We start from the raw sequence: 15,243 nt of genomic DNA on the forward strand, positions 1-15,243 counted from the left end.
GGCGGGCTCCTATCCGGTCGCGCGGACCAGGTCCAGTTCCACGTGGTGGACGCCGCCCTCGACGGGGTCCGTCCAGCGGGCGATCTCGCCGTCGACCTCGAGGAGCATGCCGTCCCACTCGACGCGGTCCACGGCGCGGATGTCGAGATCGGTGCCGGGCTGGGACTGGACGTGCCAGCCCGTGACCACTGCCGTGCGGTCCGGCGTCGCCGTCTCGGTGGCGGTGGTCGGCTGGATGCTGACCTCGGTGATCGCCAGGCGTGAGACGGCATCAGGGGACCAGTCGGGCACCGTGTTGCCGCCGCGGTCCACGCGCATGCCCGCGCGCACGCGCACGATGTCCTGGTCGAAGAACATCATCAGACGTCGCTCCCGGTACGGACCTTGTGCCGGGCCACCGCCGCCGACCACTGTGACGTCACCCCGACCGCCGCCTGCGCCCCGAACGTCACCGACTGGCCGCCGACCGCCTTGGACTGCACGCCCGGCACCACCGTGTACAGGCTGCGTGCCTGGTCGATGACGACCTCGGCGACGTCGTCGGGGATCTCCGCCCACCCGTGCCCGTAGACAGCTTCCAGGCAGCCCAGACGGGCCGGCCAGTACTGGCAGCCCAGGCGGCGCAGGATGCCCGACTCCGACCATTCGTAGTCGGTGCCCTCCACCAGGAGGGTGCCGTCGAGCTTGACGGAGTCGACCGACACGGTCGGCCACACCGGCAGCAGAACCGTGGCCCGCCCGGTGCCGTCCAGGCGGACGGTGTCCCCGGCGACGAGGGTGACCGGGTGGCCTACCGCCCCCCGGAAGCGCCGTGTGGCCGCGCGCAGGGCGGCCACCAGCTTGGGATCGTCGGCGGGCCGCCCGAGCCACACGGCCAGTTCGGCCGGGTCGGCGAGCAGGTCAGTGGCCACCGCCGCCGGCCTTGTTCGCCGCGGTGGTGCGTGCCTTGTTCGGCGCCGCCGCACGCCCCTTGGCGGTCGGCTTGTCCGCGTCATCCGGCGCTGGCTGGGGGGCGTCGACTAGGTCGTCGTCGGTCAGGCCGCGCAGTTCGGCGTCGGCCGCGTTGAGCTTCAGGGTCGTCTCGTGTCCGGCATCGGTGACGTACCGGTAGTTCTTCAGCGGACCGCCCACAGCGGCCACCTCCTGATCGGGGATGTCGACGGGGGTGACGGTTGAGGGCGGGCCGCATGCCGCGTGCTCGGCGCCGCACGGGCACCGCCCTCTGACCATGCGCGAGGTGAACAGCATCAGGGCGCGAGCTGGCCGGACGTGCGCATGGCCGCCAGCAGCGCGTTCAGCTTCGTGCGCAGCGCGTTGACATCCGTCAGCAGCGCGTCGAACTCCGCCTTCGTCGGGTTCGCGCCGGCCGCCGCCGCGGCTGTGGCAGCGGCGGCGTTGGCGACGGCGGCGGTCTGCTTGCCCTCACGGGCCGCCCCGGCGCCGGGGTTGAGGTATGCCATGTCAGCCCCTTAGGCCGTCAGGTCGATCTCGACGAACGCGGACGGCTGGAGCACACCGAAAGCCGCGCGCATCTCGGCGAGGATCGCGACGAGGTTGCGGACGAAGAAGTCCAGGTGGGAGTCGGTCATCTGGATGGTGGCCTGCTCGCGGTCCCACAGCACGGCCTTGCGGAAGTCGCCGACGTAGCCGGTGCCCGCGGGGACGGCCTCGGTCTCGATGACCGGCAGCCCCCACAGGGTCCCCGCGCCGCCCGTGCCGGCCGGGCCGCCGAAGTAGTAGCGCGCTTCGTTGTCCTGGAGCAGGTCCAGGGTCTCGAGATCGGTGGGGTTGAGCAGGTAGGCGTTGGCCACCGACCGGCCGACCGTGCGGACCTTGGTCTTGGCCTTGCGGGTGGTGGTCAGCGGGTCCGTGTCCCAGGCCTGAGCCTGCACACCGGACACGTTGGACAGCCCTTCGAAGTTCTCTCCGGTGTTGTCGCCCTGGACCATCTGGTCCTCAAGCTCCTCCTCCAGGCCGTAGCGGAGGAAGGCGTCGATGAGGGTGCGAATCTGGGCGGCGTCGGACAGGGCCCGCTTGGTGACCGGCATCCAGTGCGCGATCGTCTTCACCGCGGCGGTGACCTTCGCGAGGGCGAGGCCGGACTCCGGCTTGTAGCCGCCGCCCGCGTTGTTCACCAGCGCGCCCGCTCCGCCTGGAGCGGTCGGCGCCGCCGACGACGTCGCCTCCGGCACCGGGGCGGCGTTGTTCGTCACGGAGGTGACGCGGACATACTCCACCGTGTCCGAGGTGGTCGTGCCGTTGGTGACCACGTCCCGCATCCGCAGCGGGCGCTGGAAGACGTCGATGCCGACCTGGAGGCCGCGCCAGTCGTTCTGAACGAAGGCCCCGCCGGAGGTGTCCGAGGCGCCGGTGACGAGGCTCTTGACGCCGAACATCTCCGACTGCACGCGCTGCTTGGCGCCGAACGCGCCGCCGCGCGCCTGCGCGAGGAGGCCCTTGTACTCGGCGGACTGAGTGAACTGCTCGCCCAGCGACTTGCCCCGCTCAGGCAGCTGGAAGCCGGAGGCGGTACGGCGGCTGCCGTCCTCGTCGGTCTTCGCGTTGAGGGCGATGTCATCGCCGAGGTCGGCGAGCGTCTTCTTCAGCTCGTCATTTCCCTTGAGCCGCTCGATCTCGCTCTTCGCCTCGGTGGCCTTCGCCATGTGCTCGCGCAGCTGGCCGGCCTCGTCGGGGGTGAAGTCGCGGTCGCCGTCTTCCTCGGCTGTCTTGGTGATCTGACGGGCTTCGAGGAGGTGATGCTTCATGAGCTCCTTGAGCTCTTCGATCTTGCTGGGCATGTGTCCTCATTCCGTGAGCGAGAGCTCCAGCTCCTTCAGCTGGAACTCGGTGCGCAGACGGGCAGAGGCGGCGGCGGCCTTGGCGGCACCCTCATCGGGCGCTTCGCGGAGGTCCGGCGTGGTCTCGTCCTCGGTGCTGCTGGCGGGTTCGTCCGTGGGCTCCTGGGCGGGCGGGGACGCCTCGGGCTGAGCGGAGGGCGTGGTGCCGTCGGCTGCCTCGGCGCCCGGCTGGCCGGGCTCGTCGGACGTCTTGCGGTCGGCAGCCTTCTCGGGCTGCGCGGAGTCGAGCACTTCACCGATCGCCTGGTAGGCGGCGGTGAGCGACTCGAAGTTCTTCTGCGACAGGACGCGTCCTGCCTTGGTGCCGCGCGCCAGGCCTGCCGCCTTCGCGGCCAGGAGTTCGGTCTCCTGGTTCGCGCCCACCAGGCACGGACCGACCTCGTGGAGCTTGAGGCGGCGCAGTTCGTAGTAGCCGCCCCACGGGTGCTCGTCGTCTGTCACCCAGGCGCCTTCACCGACGTCGTAGGCGAAGGAGAACTGAGTGACGCGTCTGCCTTTCAGCAGCCGGTACACCTGTGCCGCGGTGGGATTCGTGTCGAGGTCGTCGATCTGCCCGGTGACCTCCAATCCCTGCAAGGTCTCCGTCGCCTTCAGCACGGTGCCCACGTGGGCGAACGGGTCGCCCCAGGCGTGCGACCAGATCACCGGGATCGGGTCCCCCTTGGCCTGCCACTCGGCGAGAGTCTCCGTGAACGCCCCGGGACGCACGATGTCGCCCACCGAGTCCTCGTTGCCGAACACCGAAACCAGCGCCGTGAACTGCCCCTCGGCAAGCCCGTCGGCGACGCCCGCCGCCTTCACCCTGGCGGAGAAGTCTTTGGTGCGCACGTCAACTCTCCTCGTCCGCCCACTGCACGCGGGCACCCTTCAGCGGGTGGCCCGGCACTCGATCACCCAGCACAGCGTCAAGTGACAGCCCCACAGTGAAACCACCGGACGGCTCGCCAAGGTGAGCGACGCAGACTTCCCCTGTCGGGAACTGCGCCCCGTGCCAAATGCGCCCATCAGCCAGGTGGAGGTTGAATGGCCGGGCCCACTCCATGTCAGCCCTCCTTCGCGTAGTCGAGAGTGCAATGGCAGTTCGCGAGCTCTTTCGCCTCGCCCCGCCCGTCACCGGGCCAGCGCAGCCCGTTGGAGAACACGTCATCCAGGCCGACCCGCTCGCCGTTCTGGGCCTTGTGCGAGGGACGCGGGTTCTTCCCCCCGGTGACCCACACCTTGCGGGTCAGCCCGCTCGCGCCAGCCGCGTCGTAGCCGCCGAAGGACCGCAGTTCCGTGCTCGCGGTCACCGCCCGCACCGCCGCCGCCGTACCCCACGAGGCGCCCGCAGCTGTCAGGGCCTCCCGCCAGCCCTCGCCGCCCTCGTCCTGCACACGGGCGACCGCCTTGCGCCCGGCCTCCTCGTGCTGCTCGGCATGGGTCTCGGCGGCCGCCAGGATCCAAGCCAGCATCACGTCCGCAGACCACCCCTCGGCCTCCGGATTCCAGACGCTCAGCACCTCCCACGCGCCGACCTGCGCGAGCCGGTACCCGTGGTCGGCCAGCAGCACCTGGAGCTGCGCGAGCCGGTCATCGTGCCCGGCCGCCCAAAGCTCCAGCAGATCCGGCATCCCCTCCGCCTTGGCCCCAGCCGCGGCAAGGAGCTTGCCGGCCGCGCGCTCTGTCCAGCGCACCAGCGAGGTCTCCAGGGCATCGCGCTCGGTGGCGATGGTGCCCAGTTCAGACGGCCTGCCGCTCTTGACCAGCGCCAGGCCCCGCGCTTTTGGGAGCGCCCCCGGCTCCGGTGCTGTGTCCCGCGGGCTGGCCAGGCCGCCCGCGGTGACGTTCATCGGCGTGATCAGCTCGTCGCCGCCCGCGACGGCCGGCAGGTTGAAGCGGGCGCGCTGCTCATTGCGGGTCATCCACGGCCCGCCCGTCGCCGTCGACGCGGCCGCAGCCTGCTCCTCGAAGCTGCCGCGCATCTTCTCCGCGATGTTGAACTCGCAGTACACATCCGAGTTGTCACCCGGCAGGTCAGGCAGAACCTGCGCGACGATCTCCTGTTGCAGCATCGCCATCCACGGGCCCAGCGTGTCCTGGTACAGGTGGGCGTGCTGTTCCTTGATGTTGCTGTAGGTGGCGTGATCGAGGATCCCGATCAGCGGCGGCGGAATGAAGTACGCAGCCGAGACCTCCTCGCGCGTCAGCTTGCGCGCCTCAATGTACTGGGCCTGCTCCGGGTTGAAGCCGACCGGCACGTACTCCATGCCGTCCTCGAGGATCGGCGTCCCGCCCTCCGCACCGCCGCCGGAGGCGAACGTCCGCCACATCTCCCGGAAGCGCGCCTTCTCCTTGGCGCTCCAGTCCGGGGCCTCCATCGGCCGTTTGAGAACACCTGTCATGCGGGCACCGCCACGCCACATCGCCGACCGCTGCTTCGATGCCTCCGTCGACTCCAGCAGCAGATCCCGCAGCGCCTCGATCGGGGAAGACCCATGGGTCAGCGTCTCCGGCGCGTACCCGTGGATGTGGACCACTTCGTCGACGGCGAAGTCCCGCCCGCCAGCCGTCTCGTAGTACTCCGGGGCGATCCAGTTCCCGCCGTGCGGATAGATCAGCGTCGGCGGGACGGGCAGGATCCGCAACCGCCCCTCATGCCGGAGCTTGATCCCGTACCAGTTGTCGTACAGGGCGTAGTCGGACACCATCCGCTCCACGAACCGGTACGTCGTCATCCCCGGCATCGGCGCCGCCAACAGCTGCGCCAGCGGGTGATCCCTCAGCCGCTCCCGGTCCGTGTCACTGATCCGCCGGAATGTGTGGATACCGATCTGCGCGAGGTTGCGGGCCAGGAACCCGATCACCGTGCGCACCTGCGGCTGCGTGCGCCAGATCGTCTCGTACTCCCACGACGCAGCCGGGAACGGCATCGCCGCGAACGTCGGCGTCACCCCGGCCCCGGTGACCGCCAGCCGGCCGGAGGACACCACGAACGCCACGATCAGCCACCCCCGCTCGCGAGGACCTGCGTGAACTCCACCCGCGCCCGCTCGACGACGACCTCGCCATCCACGCGCTGCGGGTCCCGCCCGGCCTCCAGCAGCTCCACATCCCGCAGCACCAGCAACGGCCCCCGCTGCGCCCACAGGACACCCGCGAAGGCCTTGTCGGGCAGGTTCACCACGACCCGCTTATGGACCGCTGTACGGCGCCACGCGAACATCCACGGCCCCCTGTTCCCGGCCGTCACACGACCATGATTTCGTTCTCGTCCGCGTAGCGGCTCTTGCGCCGGGGCGGGCGGGCGACGACCTCGGTCATCGCCGTGGCCAGCGCCGACACCCCGTCGATCTTGTCGCCGCTGTTCGCCTTGTCCGGCTTAACGTTGCCCGCCGGATCCATCGCCACCGCCAGGTTGTCCACGCACCAACGGGCCACCGGGTGGCCGCCGTGCCGCAGCACCGGTTCCTCGGGCGTCCCGCCCAGGACCAGCCGCTGAATCTCCTTCATCACCGGCGACATGGTGGCGAAGCCCTGCCGCACCTTGACCATCGGCGCCCGCTCGCTGATCAAGTCGTTGGTCAGCTGCGAGGCGTTCCACGGGTCGTAGCCGACCGACTTGACCTTGAAGGCGTCGCGGTCGCGGCGGATCTGTTCCTTGATGAAGTCGTAGTCCGCGACGTTCCCCGGCGTAGCGACCAGGAACCCCTCCCGGACCCAGCGCGAGGCCGCGCCCGCCGTCCGCTTGTCGAGGGCCTTGAGGTTGTCCTCCGGCGTCCAGAAACGGAACACGGCGTCCAAGGTGCCCGTCCGGTCATCAGGGAAGAGCCAGCACAGCGCACACAGGTCAGACGTGCTCGCCAGGTCCAGGCCGCCATACGCTTCCCGCCCCCTCAGCCGCGCTTCGTCCACCAGGCCGGCGTTCGCGTCCCAGTCCTCCAGCCGCAGGAACCGCGTGGACTGCTTCGTCCGGATCCCCAGGTGCAGGCGAAGGAACTTCGCCAGGTCGGCCGGGGACTGCTGGGCCTCGGCGGAGGCGCCGCGCAGGTAGGCCGCCGACGGCGACACCCCGTAGCCCGGGTTGGCCTTCCGCCACGTGGCCTCGGCGTGCGGGTCATCGTCCTCGTCCGCCCCCCAGACCACCCCGTAGGTGTCCGGGTCGTGCAGCGCGCCGCGGGCCAGCTGCTCGATGTACTGCCGCTTCCGGTCGTAGATCGACTCCTGCTTGCCCTCGTCCGCCGTGGTGATCGTGACTACCAGCGGCTGACGGCGCGAGCCCGTGCCCGTCTCGATCGTCTCGACCAGGTCCGCGGTCTTGTGGACGTGGAGCTCGTCGATGATCCCGCCGTGCACATTCGCGCCGTGCATCGCCTCGGCCACCGAGGACACCACGGTGAAGTAGCTCCCGGATGCCGGGTGCGTGATCTTTTTCGTGAACGCCTTGACGTTCCCCTTCAGTGCCGGCGCCCGCTCCGCGATCAGCCGGATCGGGTCGAACGTGAACCGCGCCTGCTTCTCCGACGTGGCCGCCGCGTACACCTGGGCCCCGGGCTCGCCGTCCGCCGCCATCAGGTACACCGCGATCCCACCCGACAACGTGGTCTTTCCGTTACGGCGGGGAACGTCGACGTAGAGCTTGCGGACGATCCGTGTGTATCCGTCCGCCTCGTCGTCCCACCGCACCCACCCGAACACCGGGGCAATGATGTACGCCACCTGCCACGGGTCCGGATCCAGGGGCTTGCCCGCCCACTTGCCCTGGGTGTGCCGCAGCAGATGGAACGACAGCAGCACCCGGTCGACCCGGTCCGGATCGAACACCGCCCCCGGAGCCTCGCCCGGGCTGGGCGTCCGAACCTTCGGCGGGCAGTCCGGCAGTGGGATCCCGCGATCCTCCAGATACCAGGCGACCTCGGGGCTGATGCCCAGCTCAGCCGGGTCCGGAGCCCGCGAATGGGTTCGCTTCGTCGCCATCGCCGCCCCCGCCCCGTGCCAGGGCCTGCTCCGTCGACGGCGTCAGGCCGAAATGAGCAGCCCACGACCGCATCTCCCGGCCGGCGTTCCGGGCGATGGCCACCGCCGGATGGGCGAGCGTCCCCTGCCGGGCCTCGATCGTCAGCCCCTCGCGCTGCACCGTCTGCGTCGCGGCGACGAACACGGCCCACGCCTCGCAGTACGCGGCGAGCGCGGCCCGGTCGGACTCCTTGACCAGGTCCAGGCGGGACAGCTCGGGAAGGACACGGTCCCACTCGGCCGCGGCCTCCGGGCTCAACCAGTCCGGGGCGGCCGGCGGGACCCGCTTGAACGCTGGGCCCGGGTTGACCTTCCTGCCCCCTGAGTCCCGGCCGGGGCTACGCCCGGTGATCAGCTTCAGTGCGGCAGGCGCAGGGGCTTTGGCCATGGCATCCCCCTATCGACGAGATGAGCTCACGTCTTCCCGGCTGACCGGGGCGCTGTCCGTGATGTCCGTTTTGGTGATTTCGACTCCCCTCCCCCCGGAGGGCGGTTCAGTCGTCTGAGATGTCCGATTTCACCCCGCCCAGTCTCCTCCGGAACGTGTCCGGGGAGCTGTATCGACTGTCCGGACATGGCCTGTGCCCACTGGTCAAGTGGTGAGGTAGTGCTCGCGGGTGCGCCTGCGCCGGTCCTCTGCGCTCTTGATCTCGTGACAGTCCGCGCACAGGGTCTGGGCGTTGTCCGGGTCCCAGCGTGAGCCACCCTCTGACAGTGGGGTGATGTGGTCGACCTGAAGGTTCTTCGTCGTGCCGCATCGTCTGCACTCGGGCTCTTCGGTCAGTCTCTCGGCTCGCCACTGTCTGTGCTTGCGTGTGCTGCCTGATCCCCATGCGCGTGAGCGGTTGGCCCAGGCCTTGCGCTTGTGGGCATCGCATCGGCCCTCGGTGGTGAGCTCGTGGCACCCGCCCTCGCTGCACCGTGTGGGTGGGGAGGTAGGCATGGCCCCCCTCTCGGTCCCCCTGGGGGATGTCTATCCCCGGGGTAGCCCCCCGGGGGGTGTTCCCCCTGGGGGTTAGGTGCTGGCGGGGAGGGTGTAGGCGGTGAGCTTCAGCTCGGCATTGTCCACGTCGATCAGCAGCAAGGCGCCGAACAGGCGTACAGGGAAGGGTCCAATGCGCCTGGTGGAGCTGGTGGGGATGCTGTAGGTCTTGGCGGGGACGGTCTGGCCGTCGATGGTGTTGGCGTAGATCGCGGACATGGTGCGCGCGACGGTGGAGCCGCTGTTGCGGACCTCGATCCAGGTCTGTCCGTCGTTGACCAGGCTGTGGTTGTTGGTGGCGTCCCCGTTGACCTCGGTCGCGGGCGCGACACCGGTCCGGGTGATGCTGGTGACGGGCACATTGACTCGGGGCATCGGGACTCCTCAATCAGGTGGTCTGGTCGTCGATCAGGCCGAGCGTGTCGAGGGCGGCGAGCAGGCTGGCGAGAGCGGCGTTGCCTCCGCGCGAGCCGGTCACAGCCTGCTGGGTGACAGGGGTTTTGCCGTGGAACCCCAGGGTGTTGGCGGCCCCGTCGAGGACGTGCCGGGTAGCGCCGTACAAACCGTCGACGTATTCGACCTTGCCTGCCACCTGCACGTTCTGGGCGTCGGCGCTGAGCCGCAGATAGGAACGCTGGGTACCGGTGAAGTCCCCACCAGACCAGACCGACACCAGCAGGTCCGTGCCAGCCCCCTCGAAGTCGAGGGCCGCTCCTCCGCGCCTCATGCGGTACGCCTTGCCTGACCCGATCAATTGCAGGTCGCCGAACGCCGCGAAGTCCCCGTTGAATTGCCCGCCGGCGAGGGTGGTGTACCCGTTGACCGTGAGGCCCCCGGTGATGGTGCCACCAGCGAGAGGGAGGAGCGCCGCGAGTGCGGAGACCAGGCCCGTGACCTGCGCTTGGGTGAGCGTCACCGGGTCGTCGCCCGCCGCCGCGTGCGTCGAGGCGTGGGCGGTGGGCGTGCGCGCATTGGAGAGCCGCGCGTCGTCGCCTGCCGCGACGGTCCCCGCGCTGGTGCCGACGTTGAGAACGGCGGCCCCGCCGAGTCCCAAATTCGTTCTGGCCGTGTTGACGCTGCCCAGATCGCTGAGATTCGCCGCCTTGCCGAGCTTCCCGTCGGCGTAGGCCCGGTCGCCGTGCGGATCGCTCGCTGACGTGTGCGCGGCAACCTTCGCGGTGGCGCCGGCCTGCGTCTCCAGCACGGCGGTGTCCGCGATGCCGTGTACGGCCGTGGTGTCCGCCGCGTGGGCAGCGACCGCGGTATCGGTGTACGCCTCGGCTTCGGCCTCCGATCCGGGCTCGCCTTGTGGGCCTTGGGGTCCGGCCGGTCCCTGTGGGCCGGTGGGCCCAGCAGGCCCGGTGACGATGACGTACTCGCCTTCAGCGGGGGCAGTCGGGGCGATATCGGCGAGATCGACGGCAGGGGCAGCGGCTGGCAGGGAGATCGGGTACGAGCGGCCGGGTGCGTCGTAGGGGCGCTCGGTGAGCCGGTAGGTCCACCCAGTGGGTGTGCAGTCCTCGGCATCGCACGCCAGGACCGTCAGAGAGAGGGCGCCATTGATCCACTCGGCCGTGGCCTCGCCCATGACGATCAGCCCGTACTCGGCCGATGTCACTGCGGACACCTCGGGGGTGAGGGTGACACGTCCTCGCATGGGGCCGCCGTCAGGGTGGGCCCGGTTATCAGTAACGGTCACGGTCTGAAGGCCGGGCGGGAATGGCATCACGCACCCCCTTCAGCTCCGGGTCCAGCCGCGCACGTAGTCGATGTCCATCTGCGCCCACGAATTCGGTGCCGCCTGGTGCCCGTTCAGGGCTGCTTCGTTCTGGATGATCCAGCTCATCGGCCGGTCCGGGACCCCGCGGGTGGACTGACCAATCAGCCGGCCGTCGAGGTAGTAGCGGACTCGACCCGGCGACCAGTCGATCAGCGAGGTGTGCCAGGACGTCCACCGGGCGCCGGTGTCGAAGGTGTCCTGCCGGCCACTGCCCTTGGGGTGGGTGAACGCGTGGATGGTCGTGGTCCACTCCTGCTCGGGGAAGTCGATCTCGCAGCCGGGGCAGGCTGCGTCATCGACGGGCCAGAGGAGGTGTGCGCTCTTGTAGCCGACGGCGGCCCGACTGACTCGGAAGCGCTCCTCGTACCGCCCGTACCGCTGGTTCACCAGCGCCTTCGGCACAACCGCTGCACTGTGGACGCTCCCTGTGGGGCCGCGCCACATCCGGACATGCAGCTGACCACCAGACACCGACAGCGTCGACGCCGGATCGTAGTAGCCGCCGACCGGGTAGCCGCGCTGGGTCGCGGTGTCCGGCCAGCCGGCCGGGTACGCCCACCACTTCGCCCGCACCGACCTCGGCAGGCCGCCGCAATACGCCCGCGGCGTGTCGGCGTGATGGTCGCAGTCAGAGAAGGCACCGCGCGGCACAGCAGTGGTGAAGTGGTCCGAGAACCGCAACCGCCACTGCGGCGCCGGATCTGCAGGAGCGACGCTCATGCTCAGCAAGGCGGCCAGGAGCACGCCGGTCGTAGCGAGACGTCGCATGACACCTCGCAACCAAGAAGGGCCCGCCGCCCGACGGGGGTCCGGGAGAAGGGACGGCGGGAGTCGTGGAGTTCAGGCAGCACGGCGCGGCCTACCAGACTTGACCTGGGCGGCCTCGGCGATTGTGGGCAGGTGAAACAGCTCAGGGCCGTCGTCGCCGAGGGCCATCGGCTCGATCTTCCTGCGGGTCATCCATACGCGGATCGTGCCGGGCTTCACGCCGGCGACGCGGGCCGCCTGCCAGATGGTGCCGAGATGGTCGCGGCTGCGGACCTCGTGAGGCACCGGATTCGGGAAGGCGACCATTGCACCCCCGGGGTAAGCGAAGGCCCCCACCGGCGCGTCACCGTGGGGGCCTCAGATGTGCTTGGGATGGGTGTTCCACCATCACTTCTGGAGATTACAGATTCATTGAACCCTTGACAAGCATTGCCGCGGTATCTGCACGCATCGCGGCTGCCTAGAGGTTGTCCCGTATGGGGTGTGAGTTATCCGGTGAGGGCCAGGTTGTAGAGCCGGGCGATGCCGAGCATGGCGTGGTGAACGCCGTTGCGCTTGAGCCGGCAGTCCCGAAGGATTTTCCAGTTCTTCAACCGCGACAGGGCATGTTCTACCCGGGCTCGTGCCCGGCGGTGGAGGGCGTTCTCCGCTTCCTGGTGTGGGCTGAGGTACGTCTGACCTCGCCGTTTGCGATGCGGGATGAGCAGGCCGGTGCCTTGGTATCCGCCGTCGGCGATGGTCGGTGCGCCGCGGCAGGCCCGGTCGACGCCGGACTCCGTGAACGCCCGGCAGTCGTTGCGGCTGCCGGGCAGTGGCAGGCCGATCGCCACCACCAGGCGGCTGTTGGCATCGATCACGACCTGCAAGTTCGTCGAGTACCGGTAGTTCTTGCTGGAAGCGGCCACGCTGCGGTCACGGGTGGGCACGAGGGTGCCGTCGACGATGTAGACGGTGTCTTTGCGTGGCCGTCGTGCCGGAGAGATGGCCAGCAAGGGCGCCAGGTGATCGAGGATGCGGTCGGCCGCGGACTTCGAGACCCCGAACAACGGCGCCACCTGCCGCAACGTCAGGTTCGTCCGCCAGTACGTCGCCACCAGCAACACGCGGTTCTCCAGCGGCAGCCGCCAGGGACGGCCACGCTGAACGTCACCACCGCGACGCCGTACCAACGCGACCAGCCTGGTGAACTGCGACTCGGTCAGACCGGAGAACGGCTCGATCCACTTCGGATCATCCGCTGAGATCACCCCACCCATGCCAAGCCAACGCACCAACCACCCCACCAGTTACGGGACAACCTCTAGCCCCTGCGGGGCTTGTGCTTGGCGGCAGCACTCAGAATCGCCAAGGCAACCTGCTGGCTATCCATTCCGGCTTCCTCGGCCTGCTGGACGAGCTCGTCAGCGAACTTGCTGCTGCCGCGGCCAAGGATGCCGCCGCGCTGAAGCAGGCGACCGGCCTTCTCGATCTGCTCTGGGGTAGGTGTGGGCACAGGAGGTCCCTTTCCTTCTCGTGATTGGTTTGTGCCGGTTTGTGTTGGTGCTCGGCGGCTGCTCGCGGGTGCTCCGTCGCAGGTCAGGGGGTGCTCGAGGGGGTGCTCGCCGGGTGCTCGGAGCAGTCGTCGAGCACCCGGCGAGCAGGGGGGCGAGCACCTGCTGACCTGCAACGGAGCAGTGCCGAGCACCCCCCGAGCAGGGGACGATCAGGGCATATCGCCCCGCGCACGGAACAGAACGTCCCTCTTGAAACCCCGCGGATTCTTCTGCCCGTCGATCACTCCAAGCGGCACCGGACTGCCGGCACCAGCCTCACGGAACAGCGCCTTCAGAGCGTCCGGAGTCAGATCCGCGTAGGCCGCGTCGTAGTCGACGAGGGCATCCGTGAGCACCTCCGTGCGCATGCGGTCCACGCCCGCCTTGGTCATCAGGTCGACCGCATCAGCCAGCGCCGTGGCTGCCCGCCCGTCCGGCGCTGCGGCACCCGCCGGCGGCGTAGCCCCGCACAGCTTCAGCAGCTGTTCCCAGGTGAGGAGTTCCGGCAGTCCGTCGATGTCGGGCAGGTCGACGCCCGCCATCGCATCCAACGAGGTCTGATCTGGCTCGACGAGCCCTGCCGCCAGACGCTCGGAGGCAATCTTCTTCAGCGCCTCGGCCGGCATTTCGTGGATCTTGTACTCAATTGGTTCGTCCGCGCGACCTGGTACGCCCTGGATATAGATGTGACCGGCGTCCTTGGGGTCGGTGTCGGTGGCCGGGGACAAGCGGTGAGGCAGCCAGCCCTCGGCGACAGCACCGTCGCCGAACACGGCCCGGGTGTCGCCGACCTTGCAGGGGCCGACGACCTTCATGGCGATCATCTGGGCGATGTTCTCCCCCAGGTACAGCTTGGTACCGCCCTGTGAGGCGATCTGCAGGCTGACCGCTTCCTTGCGGCCCACGAGAAGCAGCTCGAAGGCCAGGCGTTTGGCCAGGTCAGAGGCCTTGGGGAACTCGTCGAAAATGGCCGTGAACGCGGGGTGTTCCGGGCTGATATCCCACTTCTTGCCCATGCCCAGCTTCTTCCGCAGCCGGGCCCTGGCCTTCGACAGCATCAGCAGGAACAGCAGCACGGCCTCGATCTGCTGATGCGTGCGGGCTGTGATCCGCACTGCGTCATGCAGGTCTTCCAGGCCGTCACCGTGCGGATCAAGGTCGATGGTGATGTTGTCATCGCAGGCCGTCGCCACCTCGCCGAGAGCCTGCAGCAAGCCGGTCTTGCCGCCTCCCGAGGCGGCAACGAACAGGCCCATCACACCTGCCAGGGCGATGTCGAGGGGCTCCCCGCCGATCGACGTCCCGACACGCGACTTGTCCTTGATAGAGATCGACTTCGGTGCCCGGTAGGGCAGCCCCGGAGCCGACGCAAACGGGTCACCTTCGACCAGCCGCAAGATCGCACACGCCCGCCGCTCGACCATCGGCTGGGGACGGACCCCGTTCATCGGCAGGTCGAAACGCGTCTCAAGGGCGCCAGCAACCTTGATGATGGCCTCCGGGGTTCCGCTACTGACCCGCACCACGCACTGCCACCCCCACGGATGCCGGACAACATCGGCAACCTCCACAACCGGCACCCCTTCGGCCAGCATCGCCCGCAGCACACACTCAGCCAGTTCCTCCGGCGTCTTCGCCACCGCGACAGGAAACGGCACCTTGCCCTCGACGAGCTGATCAACTGACATGACCGCATCCCGCATCGGCCCCGCAGCAGCCACGCTCGTCGCCACCCCGCCCCCGTCCAGGAGCGGCGCTTCGGTGACCGCCGACGCCGGCCGGCCATGGCGGGCGCCGACCGCCATGAAAGCGATAGCCATGAAGATCTGCACCCACAGCCCGCCGAAAACGGCACCGGTTCCAACGCCTCCGACAGCGGCCAGGGTCCAGCCGCCGCTCTTCGCCCAGTGGATCCGCTTGGCCCGCCGGTACTCTTCCCGCCGCTGCTCCAGCATTGCTTTGAGCTTCGTCTCCGCCGCCGGATCACCGGCCGCATCACGCAGCGCCTGCCGGATCGACCCGATCATCTGCGGGTAGTGGTCATGGTGCGCGTCCAACCACCGCCGGCCCAGCCGCCGGTAGCCGCGCACCGACCACCCCACGTAGTAGGGCGAATGGGCAACGTGATGCCCTGCCCAGTCGAGAGCGTTGTCCCGGGCATAGAGGGCATGCTGCCGAAGCGCCTCGGCGGACTGCGTCCACGCGGGCCGCGGCCGGGCCTCGACAACCCGCCCGCCGCCCTGGTGCTCGACGACAGTCCCCTCGACCATCGACGGCGACGGTTCCTTCACAAGACTCATCGGCGGGTGCTCGGCGGTCGTCACGGCGTCC

General features: G+C 69.3%; 18 protein-coding genes. All 18 read right to left on the reverse strand.

All coding sequences use genetic code 11. The features are described 5' to 3' along the window. Positions 1 to 9 precede the first annotated feature (9 nt). On the reverse strand, positions 10 to 360 hold the full coding sequence (locus tag ABZ951_RS00495; RefSeq protein ID WP_344087972.1) for a hypothetical protein: 351 nt from the start codon (positions 358 to 360) through the stop codon (positions 10 to 12). Then, positions 360 to 911 carry a mobile element protein gene (locus ABZ951_RS00500; protein ID WP_344087969.1) on the reverse strand — a complete coding sequence of 184 codons (552 nt, stop codon included), beginning with the start codon at positions 909 to 911 and terminating at the stop codon, positions 360 to 362. Before ABZ951_RS00500 ends, ABZ951_RS00495 begins: the two co-directional genes overlap by 1 nt. Then, positions 901 to 1,248: a hypothetical protein gene (locus tag ABZ951_RS00505; RefSeq protein WP_344087966.1), complete on the reverse strand. Its 348-nt coding sequence runs from the start codon at positions 1,246 to 1,248 to the stop codon at positions 901 to 903. The genes ABZ951_RS00500 and ABZ951_RS00505 overlap by 11 nt, the downstream gene beginning before the upstream one ends. Next, entirely contained in the window at positions 1,248 to 1,460 is a 213-nt protein-coding gene (locus tag ABZ951_RS00510) for a hypothetical protein (protein WP_344087963.1), read from the reverse strand. The genes ABZ951_RS00505 and ABZ951_RS00510 overlap by 1 nt, the downstream gene beginning before the upstream one ends. A 9-nt stretch (positions 1,461 to 1,469) precedes the next feature. Continuing rightward, positions 1,470 to 2,798 (reverse strand): phage major capsid protein, encoded by a 1,329-nt coding sequence (locus ABZ951_RS00515; protein ID WP_344087960.1) that lies wholly within the window; start codon positions 2,796 to 2,798, stop codon positions 1,470 to 1,472. Positions 2,799 to 2,804: 6 nt separating this feature from the next. Further along, complete coding sequence (locus tag ABZ951_RS00520) at positions 2,805 to 3,686, reverse strand: HK97 family phage prohead protease (protein ID WP_344087957.1); 882 nt, start codon at positions 3,684 to 3,686, stop codon at positions 2,805 to 2,807. Positions 3,687 to 3,901: 215 nt separating this feature from the next. Continuing rightward, a complete protein-coding gene (locus ABZ951_RS00525) occupies positions 3,902 to 5,788 on the reverse strand; it encodes a phage portal protein (protein ID WP_344087954.1) in 1,887 nt (628 codons plus the stop codon). Between the two features lie 50 nt (positions 5,789 to 5,838). Beyond that, positions 5,839 to 6,021, reverse strand: a complete 183-nt coding sequence (locus ABZ951_RS00530; protein WP_344087951.1) for a hypothetical protein — start codon at positions 6,019 to 6,021, stop codon at positions 5,839 to 5,841. A 62-nt stretch (positions 6,022 to 6,083) separates the two neighbouring features. Next, the gene (locus ABZ951_RS00535; RefSeq protein WP_344087947.1) at positions 6,084 to 7,811 is read right to left on the reverse strand and encodes a terminase TerL endonuclease subunit; all 1,728 of its coding nucleotides are present in this window, start codon (positions 7,809 to 7,811) and stop codon (positions 6,084 to 6,086) included. Further along, complete coding sequence (locus tag ABZ951_RS00540; RefSeq protein WP_344087944.1) at positions 7,768 to 8,238, reverse strand: phage terminase small subunit P27 family; 471 nt, start codon at positions 8,236 to 8,238, stop codon at positions 7,768 to 7,770. Before ABZ951_RS00540 ends, ABZ951_RS00535 begins: the two co-directional genes overlap by 44 nt. 204 nt (positions 8,239 to 8,442) lie before the next feature. Beyond that, positions 8,443 to 8,793 carry an HNH endonuclease signature motif containing protein gene (locus ABZ951_RS00545; RefSeq protein ID WP_361278285.1) on the reverse strand — a complete coding sequence of 117 codons (351 nt, stop codon included), beginning with the start codon at positions 8,791 to 8,793 and terminating at the stop codon, positions 8,443 to 8,445. Positions 8,794 to 8,865: 72 nt separating this feature from the next. Beyond that, complete coding sequence (locus ABZ951_RS00550) at positions 8,866 to 9,207, reverse strand: hypothetical protein (protein WP_344087941.1); 342 nt, start codon at positions 9,205 to 9,207, stop codon at positions 8,866 to 8,868. A gap of 13 nt (positions 9,208 to 9,220) precedes the next feature. Continuing rightward, positions 9,221 to 10,489 carry a hypothetical protein gene (locus ABZ951_RS00555; protein ID WP_344087938.1) on the reverse strand — a complete coding sequence of 423 codons (1,269 nt, stop codon included), beginning with the start codon at positions 10,487 to 10,489 and terminating at the stop codon, positions 9,221 to 9,223. 81 nt (positions 10,490 to 10,570) lie between these two features. Further along, on the reverse strand, positions 10,571 to 11,380 hold the full coding sequence (locus ABZ951_RS00560) for a glycoside hydrolase family 16 protein (RefSeq protein WP_344087935.1): 810 nt from the start codon (positions 11,378 to 11,380) through the stop codon (positions 10,571 to 10,573). A gap of 72 nt (positions 11,381 to 11,452) precedes the next feature. Then, positions 11,453 to 11,686, reverse strand: a complete 234-nt coding sequence (locus ABZ951_RS00565) for a hypothetical protein (RefSeq protein ID WP_344087932.1) — start codon at positions 11,684 to 11,686, stop codon at positions 11,453 to 11,455. A 182-nt stretch (positions 11,687 to 11,868) separates the two neighbouring features. Continuing rightward, entirely contained in the window at positions 11,869 to 12,636 is a 768-nt protein-coding gene (locus ABZ951_RS00570; RefSeq protein ID WP_344087929.1) for a transposase, read from the reverse strand. 44 nt (positions 12,637 to 12,680) lie between these two features. Next, positions 12,681 to 12,872, reverse strand: coding sequence for a hypothetical protein (locus ABZ951_RS00575; RefSeq protein ID WP_344087926.1), 192 nt, complete (start codon positions 12,870 to 12,872; stop codon positions 12,681 to 12,683). Between the two features lie 210 nt (positions 12,873 to 13,082). After that, a complete protein-coding gene (locus tag ABZ951_RS00580) occupies positions 13,083 to 15,236 on the reverse strand; it encodes a hypothetical protein (RefSeq protein WP_344087923.1) in 2,154 nt (717 codons plus the stop codon). Between the last annotated feature and the right edge of the window lie 7 nt (positions 15,237 to 15,243).

This window comes from Streptomyces sp. NPDC046215 (assembly GCF_040646215.1).
Taxonomy (GTDB): Bacteria; Actinomycetota; Actinomycetes; order Streptomycetales; family Streptomycetaceae; genus Streptomyces; species Streptomyces stramineus.

Bases quoted from the DNA above. Each gene is read 5' to 3' on its own strand.
- ABZ951_RS00510 (WP_344087963.1), bottom strand. From the start codon at position 1,460: ATGGCATACCTCAACCCCGGCGCCGGGGCGGCCCGTGAGGGCAAGCAG.
- ABZ951_RS00565 (WP_344087932.1), bottom strand. From the start codon at position 11,686: ATGGTCGCCTTCCCGAATCCGGTGCCTCACGAGGTCCGCAGCCGCGAC.
- ABZ951_RS00540 (WP_344087944.1), bottom strand. From the start codon at position 8,238: ATGGCCAAAGCCCCTGCGCCTGCCGCACTGAAGCTGATCACCGGGCGT.
- ABZ951_RS00505 (WP_344087966.1), bottom strand. From the start codon at position 1,248: ATGCTGTTCACCTCGCGCATGGTCAGAGGGCGGTGCCCGTGCGGCGCC.
- ABZ951_RS00560 (WP_344087935.1), bottom strand. From the start codon at position 11,380: ATGCGACGTCTCGCTACGACCGGCGTGCTCCTGGCCGCCTTGCTGAGC.
- ABZ951_RS00535 (WP_344087947.1), bottom strand. From the start codon at position 7,811: ATGGCGACGAAGCGAACCCATTCGCGGGCTCCGGACCCGGCTGAGCTG.
- ABZ951_RS00515 (WP_344087960.1), bottom strand. From the start codon at position 2,798: ATGCCCAGCAAGATCGAAGAGCTCAAGGAGCTCATGAAGCATCACCTC.
- ABZ951_RS00545 (WP_361278285.1), bottom strand. From the start codon at position 8,793: ATGCCTACCTCCCCACCCACACGGTGCAGCGAGGGCGGGTGCCACGAG.
- ABZ951_RS00550 (WP_344087941.1), bottom strand. From the start codon at position 9,207: ATGCCCCGAGTCAATGTGCCCGTCACCAGCATCACCCGGACCGGTGTC.
- ABZ951_RS00555 (WP_344087938.1), bottom strand. From the start codon at position 10,489: ATGCGAGGACGTGTCACCCTCACCCCCGAGGTGTCCGCAGTGACATCG.
- ABZ951_RS00495 (WP_344087972.1), bottom strand. From the start codon at position 360: ATGATGTTCTTCGACCAGGACATCGTGCGCGTGCGCGCGGGCATGCGC.
- ABZ951_RS00570 (WP_344087929.1), bottom strand. From the start codon at position 12,636: ATGGGTGGGGTGATCTCAGCGGATGATCCGAAGTGGATCGAGCCGTTC.